The following is a 10,156-nucleotide window of genomic DNA, read 5'->3' as shown; positions in this document are numbered from 1 at the left end:
CGTCAAAAAACTTCTATTGAGAGATAAAGTTGCGTTGTGAGTGCCATGAAGGGGTCCCGCCAGGATCCTTCAAAGGGCACGACCTCGAGCGATTCCATCGTCGGACACAGCTCCGCCGTTCGGCGCGAACGCCGCGGGTCGGACTAGCGATGTCAGAGATGGAGGGGTCGCGAGGTCAGCGCGTACTCGGCGCTCCGTCACACGCGGGAGGCTGGAGGTTGGGCTGATCTAAACCGGCATCGTTGGAGTAGGTGGCTTGTTTCAATACCGCGTTGAGTCCGTAAGACATGATACCCTCCCCGTCCTGCCGTGATTGCTCACGGCAAGGTCCTGCGTGTCCTGAAGACAACTGCGACTGAAGTCGCCGATGTCCCGCCCGTCTGCACTGTTCGTCCGCTCGGCTACGCCATCACGTGTGTCGCGGTAGTTTCATGACATCTCTCGTTTGCGTCTGGCGCGAGCGGGATCGAAGATCCCACTTGGAGACATTCAGACAAAGAGCTACCGTTCCCATATTGCTATGGGTTTTGAACCGACAATCGCTTGTTGAAGCGTCGCCTACGTGCACACCGCCGCCGATTTGCACGCTCGCCCCGTTTCTAAAACCGCGCTGGTCTTGAGATCGTGGGCGCTGCGGACGACTTAAGGAATACACTATGCGGAAAGACTCGCAACGAAATTGATTCACACTTGAGGCGACTAAAAACTTGACCAGCGTTAACGGCGCGCGGGAGTTGTGCACAGGCTTGCGAGCAAGAGTTTGAATCCGTGCACAGATTCGAAGGCGCCGCGCGTCATGTGACAAATCTCCGCCACCGCCAAAAATTTTTTACAAAAGCGTCACGCGCACGCCTTGCGGGCAATTTTTCCAAATGCTTGTCGGCGCTATGTCGATAAGTGATTATTGAGACACCGCTTTTTGAGTCTCGTTTCGCAGGGTAACTCCATCGCGAGCCGGTTCCGGGAAAACTACGGTGTGCAGAACTCTCGCGCGCGCGGATTCAACTTAAGCCCGCCCCGCAGGGGTTTTTCGCAGCGCAGTGAAAGTTTCCGCTGTTGCAAAAACATCCGCCAGTGAAATTACGGGCGCAGCGCAGCGAAGACGACACGAGTCTTCCAACGGAAGAGTGGTCGCCCAACGACCGCAAGCGTGAATTGTGACAGGCAACAAAAAGCCCGGCGCGAGCCGGGCTGATTGACGAGCGCGATGTCGATCCGATCAGTCGATCGGATGACTCGACGAGCTTACTTCGCGAGCTTGGCGATCTGCGCGGTGAGCCGGGAGACTTTGCGGCTCGCGTTGTTCTTGTGAACGATGTTGCGCTGCGCGGCCTGCATCAGCGCGGGCTCGGCGCTCGCCATCGCCTTCAGCGCGGCGGCGCGGTCGCCGGTGGCGATGGCTTCTTCGACGGTACGCACGGCACCGCGCATCTGGGTGCGGCGCGACTTGTTGACGGCAGTGCGGCGGGCGATCTTGCGCGTCGCTTTCTTGGCGGAAGTGGTATTGGCCATGGTCTCAATATCCTTTGCGGTACCGGTCGCGTCTTGGTCGGGTAGCGCCGGCTGCTTGACCGCTTAATCGACGCTCGGATTTAGGGTGTTCGGTTGCTGGGCTGTTCCCGGAACATGAGCGACGGCCTTGCGGTCGTCTCTGAGGCTCCAAGCCTTTAAAGCTCATGGAGCCTGCAACTGCTCAAAGAACAGCGGCGGCAGGATTGCGCCCACCGCCAGTTGGCGCCCTTATAGAGGGGGTCTGCGGCACCGTCAACGCTTTCCGGGGCTGGAAAACAGGCCCTGAGAGCTCCAGCGCGCGCCGTAACGCCCTGAAGAGGTTGAATTTCTGCCGTCGCCCGGCTATTGGCTGGCGGCATTGCAGAGGTCGTCCGATCGGACGACCATATAGGTGAGGCATGATCCGCGGCTTTTTCCGACTGATTGGGCTGTTGCTGCTGGCCGGCGGGTTCATCTTCATGGTCTATGACGGCGCCCGCTGGGTGGCCGACCAGACCCTGCGGTTCACCCGGTTCGGCCAGTTCTGGAACGACATCAACCAGGCCAGCCAGACGGCGTTCCGCACCTGGGTCGAGGCCAAGGCGCCCTGGCTCTGGACCTCGGTGATCCGCCTCGTGCTGGATCAGCCGGTGTTCGCCGTGCTCGGCATTTTGGGCATCCTGCTGATGATCCTGTTCCGCCCGCGGAAGCCGCTGATCGGTTATTCCCGGGATTGATCTTTCAATTCCCGCCGAGACTGAACCTCGCGTTGACGGCAGCCGTAACAGGGCTGCCCCCTCCTGCGTAGATACCTATATTCCCACCTTGATCGCGAGCGCGCCGCCTGAGCCCTTGGCTTGTTGCATTGGCTCAAGCGACGGACAGCTCGTCTCGGAGAGCCAATCATGCTGTTCATGCGCAAGACCACCGCATTGCCGAGCGCCACGGAAGCGCTGCCGGGCCGTGCGCAAGCCATTCCCACCGCGACCACCCATTTCGTCAACGGCGCGAAGTTGCAGCCGCCTTATCCCGCGGGCCTCGAGCAGGCCGTGTTTGGGCTCGGCTGCTTCTGGGGCGCCGAGCGCAAATTCTGGCAGCTAGGCGACGGTGTCTACGCGACCGCTGTCGGCTATGCAGGCGGCCACACGCCGAACCCGACCTATGAGGAGACCTGTTCGGGACGCACCGGCCACACCGAAGTGGTGCTGGTCGTGTTCGATCCGAAGAAGATCTCTTACGAGAAACTCCTGAAGACGTTCTGGGAGAGCCACAACCCGACGCAGGGCATGCGCCAGGGCAACGATGTCGGCACGCAGTACCGAAGCGCGATCTACACTTATTCAGATGCGCAGAAGAAAGCGGCCGATGAATCGAAGGCGCTCTATCAGAAGGCGCTTGCTGCAAAAGGTCTCGGCGCCATCACGACCGAGATCGCGCCCGCCGGCGCGTTCTATTTCGCCGAGGACTACCATCAGCAATATCTGGCGAAGAACCCCGCCGGCTATTGCGGCCTCGGCGGCACCGGCGTGTCCTGCCCGATCGGCGTGGGCGTGAGTGCGTAAGTTCGCCACGAACAACTCGTCATGCCCGGGACAAGCCCGGCATGACGGAGTGTGCGGTGTCATCGCATCCGCATTGCCGCGCTGCCCCCCTCAACGCTTTGTTAACCATAACCGGTGCATGACTGGACCGTCTCGTTTCGAGGGATTAGGTCCGGTGCCGGTTGCACGCGCGTTTCGATGGTCGATCTTGACAGCCTCCTTGGCAGCGTCCGCCGCGCTTGCCCTCGGCGGCTGCATGCAGACCGCCGGTCCCGTCGCGGTCATGCAGCCCCGTGCCGATCTCGACTCCATGGCCTATGGTCAGCCCTATGGCGCACCACAGCCGGTCGTCGTCGCCGACGGTGGCGGCGCCATCGGCGCGCTGCGCAATTCCTTTGCCTCGTCGCCTGCACCCATGCCGGTCGGCTACGCCGCGCCGATGGCGGCGCCGGTGCGCTACGACTCCTCCTATCATCTCGATGCCGGCGACAGGCTGCGCGTCGTGGTCTACGGCCAGGAAGGCCTCACCAACAGCTATGCCATCGATGCCGGCGGTTCGATCACCATGCCGCTGATCGGTGGAGTGCCGGCCCGCGGCCGCACCCCGGCGGGTCTCGCCGGTGAAATCGCCGCGCGCCTCCGCAACGGTTACATCCGCGAGCCCTCGGTCGCGGTCGAGATCGAAGCCTACCGCCCGTTCTTCATCCTCGGCGAAGTCACCGCACCCGGCCAGTATCCTTACGTGCCGAACATGACGGTCGAAAGCGCGGTCGCGATCGCCGGCGGCTTCTCGCCCCGCGCCAAGCGCGACGTGGTCACCGTGACGCACACCGAAGCCGGCGGCGCGATGCGCGCCATCGTCCCGCTCGGCACTCCCTTGAGCCCCGGCGACACCGTGTTCGTCGGTGAGCGCTGGTTCTAGCTCACCGCCTGAAATCCAGCCGTCCGTTCGGAAAGCATCCGTCGATGCGCGTGCCATCGACCACGAGCCCGACCCATGGCCGCGTGATCGCAGGCGTGGTCAGGTTGATGTACTTTCCGACTAGGCGCGCGCCCTCGCGCGCAGCATCGATCAGGCCGTGCCGGCGGCCATGGTCCCAGTCGAAACGCAGATAGATCCGGCTTCCCGCGACGCGGACTTCGGCGCGCCCCTCTTTCCATCTGTCCGGCGTATCGCCTGCAATGGTCGGATCGGCGCCACCATTCCATCTGCTAGCCCAGATGCCTTCGAGCGGATCGGAGAGGGCGGCAATGGATGTCCATGCCGCCGCGTTGATGTCGGCCGCATCGCCGGCCAGCGTCGCGGTCGCCGCGTAGTCCATGACTTCAGAATCGTCCGGGCCCGGGACGTCCATGGTTCCGAACGGATTGCGGATGACGAGGTGCGTGATGGCTTGCTGCATGGCGATCTCCCGGCGCGAGTTGGTTTGATCGGCCAGCTCTATCGCCGGGTGCCGTGATGCAGCCACCCGATTCCTGCTCTGAGGCCAGACGCACACACTCGCTCTGTCATTCCGGGGCGCGACGAAGTCGCGAGCTATAATGCGCAATTGCGCATCTGAGAATCCATAACCCCAGTTCGTGGTTATGGATTCCGGGCCTGCGCCTTGCGGCGCATCCCGGAATGACAGCGGAGAGAGCCGCGCGCGCTATTTCAAATGCTTCGCGAAAAATTCCATCGAGCGCGGCCAGGCGACATCCGAGCTCGCCTTGTCGTAGCTCGGCCGCTCGTCGCAATGGAAGCCGTGCTGGGCGCCTGGATAGATGAAGACCGCCACATCCGGCCGCTTCGCCTTGACGGTCTCGACGTCGGTCAGGGGAATGCCGGCATCCTTCTCGCCGAAATGCAGTTGCGTCGGCGCCTTCGGTTTCTCGTCGGCAAAGCGCACCACGGCGCCGCCGTAATAGCCGATCGCGGCCTTCAGGCCCGACAGCCGCGTCGCCGCGACAAAGGCAACGCTGCCGCCCAGGCAAAAGCCGATGATGCCGACCGGCCCGACGCTCTTCACCGCGTCGATCGCGGCCTGCGTGTCGCGCAGCATCGCGTCCCAGTCGGGACTGGCGACGAACTTGCGCGCCTCGGCGATCTCGTCGGGCGTGTAGCCCGACTGGAAGTTCGGCGAGGTCCGGTCGAAGATCGACGGCGCGATCGCGACATAGCCTTCCCTGGCGATACGGTCGCAGACCGAGCGGATGTGGTGATTGACCCCAAAGATCTCCTGGATCACCACCACCGCGCCCTTCGGGGCGCCTGAGGGATTGGCGCGATAGGCGCCGAGCTGGAAATTGTCGGAAGCCGTCAGCTTGATGTCTTGTCCCACGCGGGTTGTCCTTCTTGGTTACTACGAACTCTAATCTCTCCCCTCATCCTGAGGAGCGCGTCAGCGCGTCTCGAAGGATGGAGGCCGAGAAGCAGCAGCGTGGCCTTCATCCTTCGAGACGCTTGCTCCGCAAGCTCCTCAGGATGAGGGGAGGCGGCTGTGCGTCGCTCTCACTCCCACATCCAGTTCTCGCCGTAGTCTTCCTTCCATCCCGCCAGCCGTCCGTGACGGAACTGCAGGAACAGGCGATGGCGGTAGGGGATCAGTCCGCTGCCGCCGAGGTTGCGAAGCGCGAGATAGATCTCGTTGCCGGGCCGCCCGCGCACATATTGCAGAGGCTGCCCCAGTGCCCGCGCGGTCTGCTCGGCATCCATGCCGAAGGCGAGCGGCGTGTTGTTCGACAAGGTCGCAACGAAGGGCCGGCGCGGCGGCGTGCCGCCGAACGGTTCTGCCTGCGCAGACATCGATAGCAGCACCGCGCTCGCAGCCAGTATCGCTTGCTTCATTGCCAGTGTCCTTCCGACCGTCCTATCCCGGCAAGTTCTTCAGGAAAGGCGTCACCGCGTCAATAAAAGCCTTGGGCTGATCGATGTTGACGGCGTGACCAGCGGCGGGGATCACGACCTTTTGTGCGCCGGGGATCTTTGTGGCCATGTAGTCGGACGCCGCAAGGAACGGCGCGTCGTCGGCGCCGACCACGACGAGGCTGGGCACCTTGATGTCGGGGAGCAGCTCGATCACGCGGGCATCGCGCTGGGTCAGCATGCCGCGTGCGGCGAGCGCCAATCCCCTGGCGTTGCGATGGCTCGCGGTGGCGCGCTCGCGTGTCGCCGACTTCAGCATGTCGAGACCTTCATGGTCGAGCTTGTCGGCGGTCGCTAGCGCCCGTGCATTCCAGGCCTCGCGCGCGTCGTCCTTCTTGAAGCCGGGGCCGGTGTCGATGATCAGCAGGGCACGGGCGCGTTGCGGGTAAGCGCGATAGAACGCGAGCGACATGTAGCCGCCGAGCGAGAGCCCGCCGATGATGGCGCGCTCGGCGCCGACTGCATCGAGGATCGCGGCCATGTCGCCGACGGTGCGCGCTTCGCTATAGGCATGGGGATCGTCGGGATAGTCGGACTGGCCGTGGCCGCGCATGTCCCACAGGACGAGCTTGTGGTCCCTCGCGAGCGCGTCGACCTGGCCATGCCACATCGCCGAGGTCGAGGAATAGCCGTGAGTGAGCAGCAGCGGCGGACCCGCGCCGTGAACCTCGTAGTAGATCCCGACGCCGTCCCGATCGATTTTTGGCATTGCTTCCGCCCTTGTCGTTCTATCTAGCCACGATGACGGTGCACCCTCGCCCCTTGTGGGAGAGGGTGGCTCGCCGCGTAAGCGGCGAGACGGGTGAGGGGTATCTCTCCGCACCGAAACTGCCCATCGAGTTCGCGGACAGATACCCCTCATCCGGCGCTTCGCGCCACCTTCTCCCACAAGGGGAGAAGGTGCATCCGCGTCGGCGGTTACATTCTAGCCGGTCAAGTTACCTGGAAGAAACTGCCTGAACGCGATGGCACGCATGCCTGATGCATTCTCTGTTGCGTCCAGTCGCTGCATCGGGTGCCGTTGTCGCAACGCACAACACTGAGCTGCCGCGATAGTTTCGATCGATTCCAAATTGCATTTGCCTCTGGCTGCGAACCCGATCATTCTTACGATCAAGGTGGGCGCCAGCCCGGTGGGCGTCCACTGTTCAAGTTGCCGCCGTAAGCGGCTTCATGCACCGGCAGGGGAAGACGCCTATGCCAACTCTCACCATCAACGGGCGGAGTCTGTCCGTGGATGCGGCGAACGACACGCCGCTCCTCTGGGCGATCCGCGAGCAATTGCAGATGACCGGCACCAAGTTCGGCTGCGGTGCCGGGCTGTGCGGTGCCTGTACCGTGCACGTCAACGGCGAAGCCGTGCGCTCGTGCCAGACTATGGTCGGCGATGTCGCCGGCAAGAAGATCACCACCATCGAAGGCCTTTCCGCCAAGGGTGATCATCCGCTGCAGAAGGCGTGGATCGCCGAGCAGGTGCCGCAATGCGGCTACTGCCAGTCCGGGCAGATCATGCAGGCGGCCTCGCTGCTGGCCAAGAATGCCAATCCGACCAAGGAGGAGGTCGTGGCGCATATGGACGGCAATCTCTGCCGTTGCATGACCTATTCGCGGATCCAGAAGGCGATCATGCGCGCCGCTACCGAGATGCGCACCGCATCCGTCTCCGGCAACGAACGGAGGCCCACATGAATAAGCACGTGAACACCATCACGCCCGAGACATCAGATCTCAGCCGCCGCTCCTTCCTGGTCGGCACGGCCGCGACCGGCCTCGTGCTCGGCTACGCCGGCGTGCCCGGCATCGGTGGGGCGCTCGCTGCGCCTTCGAACTTCGAGCCGAGCGTCTGGTATGCGATCGCGCCCGATGGCCTGGTCACCGTGACCTGCGGCAAGGCCGACATGGGCCAGCACATCGCCTCCACCATGGCGCAGATCGTCTGCGAGGAATTGGGCGCGAAGTGGAGCGACATGCGCGTCGCGCTTGCCTCCAACGATCCGAAGTTCAACGACCCCGTGCTCGGGGCACAGATCACCGGCGGCAGCTGGTCGACCATGATGAACTTCGACGCGATGAGCCGTGCCGGCGCAGCCGGACGGACGGCATTGACCGAAGGCGCGGCCGCCGCGATGGGCGTGCCGGCGTCAGAGCTCGTGGTGCGCGATTCCGTGATCTCGCATCCGAAGTCGAAGAAGCAGGTGTCATTCGCCGATGTCGTGAAGAGCGGCAAGGCGACCAAGACCTTCACGCCGGACGAGCTGAAGGCGATCAAGCTGAAGACGCCGGACCAGTACACCATGATCGGCGTGTCGGTGCCGCAGCTCGACATTCCCTCCAAGACCAACGGCACGGCCAAGTACGGCATCGACGTGATGCTGCCGGGCATGGCCTATGGCGCGGTGGTGACGCCGCCGGTGCGCTTCGGCGCCACGGTGAAGTCGGTCGACGACTCGGCTGCCAAGAAAGTGCCGGGCTTCATCAAGGCCGTCACCCTCGACGACAAGACCGGCACGACAACCGGCTGGGTCGTCGCGGTCGCCAGCACCTACGCCAACGCCAAGAAGGCCGCTGCGGCGCTGAAGATCGCCTATGACGGCGGTCCGAACGCGAAGGTCTCGAGCGAGTCGCTGCTCGACGAGGCCAAGCGGCTTCAGAAGTTAGAGGATTCCGGCCAGTTCTTCGTCAAGGACGGCGATCCCAACGCGGCGTTCGGCTCGGCCGCAAAGGTGCTGGAGGCGGAGTACACCACCAGCATCAACATCCACGCGCCGATGGAGCCGATGAACGCCACGGCGGAGTTCAAGGGCGACATCCTGCACATCTATTCCGGCAATCAGTTCGCGACGCGCTCCGGCGCGATTGCGGCAGGCGCCGCCGGGATCGATCCGAAGTTCGTGGTGATGCACCAGATGTGGCTCGGCGGCGGTTTTGGCCGCAGGCTCGATGCCGACATGATGGTGCCGGCGGTGCAGGCGGCGAAGGCCATCGGCAAGCCGGTGAAGGTGATCTATACGCGCGAGAACGACATGACGATGGATTTCTCGCGTCCGCTCACCTACCAGAAGGTCAAGGCCGGCGTGGACGGCGATGGCAAGCTCGTCGCGCTCAGCCACGACGTCGTCTCGGCCTGGCCGACCGCGCGCTGGGGCATCCCTGACTTCCTGACGCCCTCGGTCGACAAGAAGGGCCCGCTCGATTCCTTCACGGTGAACGGGGCCGACTTCTTCTACACCGTGCCCAACCATTATGTGCGCGCGATCAAGAACGAGCTCGCGCACAATGCGACGCCGTCCGGGCAGCTTCGCTCGGTGGCGCCCGGCTGGACGTTCTGGGCGGTCGAAAGCATGATCGACGAGATCGCGGCTGCGACCGGCAAGGACCCGGCGCAATTCCGCATCGCGCTGCTCGACGGCAAGGGCAAGAACGACGGCGGCGCGCAGCGGCTGCGCAACACGTTGCTCGCCGCGATGGGGCTGTCCGGCTACGGTACCAAGCAATTGCCGAAAGGCGAGGGCATGGGCGTGGCCTGCGTCTCCTCGCAGGAGCGCGCGACCGCGAGCTGGACGGCGTGCGTCGCCCATGTCGCGGTGGCGCCGTCGGGCGAGGTGACCGTGAAGAAGCTCACGGTCGCAACCGACGTCGGCACGCAGGTGCATCCCGACAACATCCGTGCCCAGGTCGAGGGCGCGGCGCTGTGGGGTCTGTCGCTGGCGATGTACGAGAAGGCGACGCTCAAGGACGGTGGCATCGAGCAGACCAATTTCGACAGCTACACGCCCTTGCGCATGAGCCAGATGCCCGAGGTCGCCGTCGCCGTGATCGCCAACGGCGAAAAGGCCACCGGCGTCGGCGAGCCCGCGGTGACGGTCATCGCTCCGGCAATCGGCAACGCCATCTTCAACGCCTCAGGCGCCCGCATCCGGGCCCTGCCGATCACGGCCGAGGCCGTCAAGGGGGCGATGAAGGCGTAAGGCGAGGCGTAATTGCCAAGTAAGCTGATCCGCCGGAGGGCAACTTCCGGCGGATTTGTTTTGGTAGGCGTCTCCACAATCTCGCTGTCATGCCGCGCGAAAGCGGGGCATCCAGTACGCCGCGGCCTCTCAGCTCCGGCCGCGCCGCCTCGGCGTACTGGGTCGCCCGGTCAAGCCGGGCGACGACAGCGGAGAGTGGGCGAGAGCGCCCCAAATTCCCCTTTCCCATCAAGGCCCGTTCTACTGTGCAT

At 64.0% G+C, this 10,156-nt stretch carries 10 protein-coding genes; 5 read left to right on the top strand and 5 right to left on the bottom strand.

The genetic code is table 11. From position 1 onward, the window contains the following. Positions 1 to 1,245: 1,245 nt before the first annotated feature. Positions 1,246 to 1,512: a 30S ribosomal protein S20 gene (gene rpsT / locus AB7531_RS42385; protein ID WP_028151115.1), complete on the bottom strand. Its 267-nt coding sequence runs from the start codon at positions 1,510 to 1,512 to the stop codon at positions 1,246 to 1,248. 398 nt (positions 1,513 to 1,910) lie between these two features. Between rpsT and AB7531_RS42380 the strand changes: the two genes are divergently transcribed. The 3 genes from AB7531_RS42380 to AB7531_RS42370 all read left to right on the top strand — a co-directional run bounded on the left by AB7531_RS42380 (position 1,911) and on the right by AB7531_RS42370 (position 3,954). After that, positions 1,911 to 2,228, top strand: coding sequence for a hypothetical protein (locus AB7531_RS42380; RefSeq protein WP_007616084.1), 318 nt, complete (start codon positions 1,911 to 1,913; stop codon positions 2,226 to 2,228). Positions 2,229 to 2,396: 168 nt separating this feature from the next. After that, a complete protein-coding gene (gene msrA, locus AB7531_RS42375) occupies positions 2,397 to 3,053 on the top strand; it encodes a peptide-methionine (S)-S-oxide reductase MsrA (RefSeq protein WP_063980097.1) in 657 nt (218 codons plus the stop codon). Positions 3,054 to 3,207: 154 nt separating this feature from the next. Further along, a complete protein-coding gene (locus AB7531_RS42370; RefSeq protein ID WP_028151117.1) occupies positions 3,208 to 3,954 on the top strand; it encodes a polysaccharide biosynthesis/export family protein in 747 nt (248 codons plus the stop codon). A gap of 1 nt (position 3,955) precedes the next feature. On the opposite strand, the gene AB7531_RS42365 is transcribed toward AB7531_RS42370, so the two are convergent. From AB7531_RS42365 to AB7531_RS42350, 4 genes are all read right to left on the bottom strand, one after another. Continuing rightward, on the bottom strand, positions 3,956 to 4,435 hold the full coding sequence (locus AB7531_RS42365; RefSeq protein WP_063980096.1) for a hypothetical protein: 480 nt from the start codon (positions 4,433 to 4,435) through the stop codon (positions 3,956 to 3,958). A 246-nt stretch (positions 4,436 to 4,681) separates the two neighbouring features. Beyond that, the gene (locus AB7531_RS42360) at positions 4,682 to 5,353 is read right to left on the bottom strand and encodes a dienelactone hydrolase family protein (RefSeq protein WP_063980095.1); all 672 of its coding nucleotides are present in this window, start codon (positions 5,351 to 5,353) and stop codon (positions 4,682 to 4,684) included. A gap of 170 nt (positions 5,354 to 5,523) precedes the next feature. Beyond that, complete coding sequence (locus AB7531_RS42355) at positions 5,524 to 5,859, bottom strand: hypothetical protein (RefSeq protein ID WP_028151120.1); 336 nt, start codon at positions 5,857 to 5,859, stop codon at positions 5,524 to 5,526. 22 nt (positions 5,860 to 5,881) lie between these two features. Continuing rightward, entirely contained in the window at positions 5,882 to 6,646 is a 765-nt protein-coding gene (locus tag AB7531_RS42350) for an alpha/beta fold hydrolase (RefSeq protein WP_063980094.1), read from the bottom strand. A gap of 488 nt (positions 6,647 to 7,134) precedes the next feature. Here AB7531_RS42350 and AB7531_RS42345 point away from each other — a divergent pair, with 488 nt between their 5' ends. Next, complete coding sequence (locus tag AB7531_RS42345) at positions 7,135 to 7,626, top strand: (2Fe-2S)-binding protein (RefSeq protein WP_014491023.1); 492 nt, start codon at positions 7,135 to 7,137, stop codon at positions 7,624 to 7,626. Continuing rightward, on the top strand, positions 7,623 to 9,905 hold the full coding sequence (locus AB7531_RS42340) for a xanthine dehydrogenase family protein molybdopterin-binding subunit (protein WP_063980093.1): 2,283 nt from the start codon (positions 7,623 to 7,625) through the stop codon (positions 9,903 to 9,905). Before AB7531_RS42345 ends, AB7531_RS42340 begins: the two co-directional genes overlap by 4 nt. Positions 9,906 to 10,156 lie beyond the last annotated feature (251 nt).

The sequence above is a fragment of the Bradyrhizobium sp. 63_E2_N1_3 genome (assembly GCF_052076005.1).
GTDB lineage: Bacteria > Pseudomonadota > Alphaproteobacteria > Rhizobiales > Xanthobacteraceae > Bradyrhizobium > Bradyrhizobium barranii.
This window is presented reverse-complemented; position numbering and strand designations above follow the sequence as displayed.